Source organism: Melaminivora alkalimesophila, from assembly GCF_000282995.1.
Taxonomy (GTDB): domain Bacteria; phylum Pseudomonadota; class Gammaproteobacteria; order Burkholderiales; family Burkholderiaceae_C; genus Melaminivora; species Melaminivora alkalimesophila.
Window position 1 is genome coordinate 1 of the sequence record NZ_ALEE01000452.1, and the last position, 731, is coordinate 731.

Below are 731 nucleotides of genomic sequence, written 5' to 3' on the forward strand. Positions count from 1 at the left end.
GCTGGCGGCCGGCATAGTCGCGCGCGAACTGCCAGGCCACGCGGCCGCTGCGCGAGCCGCGCTCCAGCGCCCAGACCAGCGCCTCGGGACGCGCCGCCTCGATGGCCTCGGGCGTGGCGCCCATGGAGGCGAGCCATTGCGCCACGATCGCCAGGTATTCGTCCTGGCTGAAAGGGTAGAAGCTCACCCACAGGCCGAAACGCTCGGACAGGGAGATCTTCTCCTCCACCACCTCGCCTGGATGGATTTCCCCGTCCTCGGCGGGCCGGTAGCCCAGGTTGTCCTTCATGTATTCCGGCAGCAGGTGGCGCCGGTTGCTGGTGGCATAGACCAGCACGTTCGGCGTGGCAGCGGCCACCGAGCCGTCCAGGATGGATTTCAGCGCCTTGTAGTCGCCCTCGCCGTCCTCGAAGCTCAGGTCGTCGCAGTAGACGATGAACTTCTCCGGCCGGCCCGAGACGATCTCGACGATGTCCGGCAGGTCCGTGAGGTCCGCCTTGTCCACCTCGATCAGCCGCAGGCCGCGCCCGGCGTATTCGTTCAGGCAGGCCTTGATGAGCGAGGACTTGCCGGTGCCGCGCGCGCCCGTGAGCAGCACGTTGTTCGCCGGGCGGCCTTCGACGAACTGCTCGGTGTTGCGCTGGATCTTCTCCTTCTGCGCGTCGATTTTCCGAAGCTGCGCCAGGCGCATGTCCGCGACGTGGCGCACCGGCTCGAGCGCCCCGTGCCCG

At 68.3% G+C, this 731-nt stretch carries 1 protein-coding gene; it reads right to left on the bottom strand.

The window, feature by feature from the left end; genetic code table 11:
• Positions 1-731, bottom strand: a 731-nt coding sequence (locus A612_RS08865) for an ATP-binding protein (protein ID WP_019374143.1), incomplete at both ends; no start/stop codon positions are given.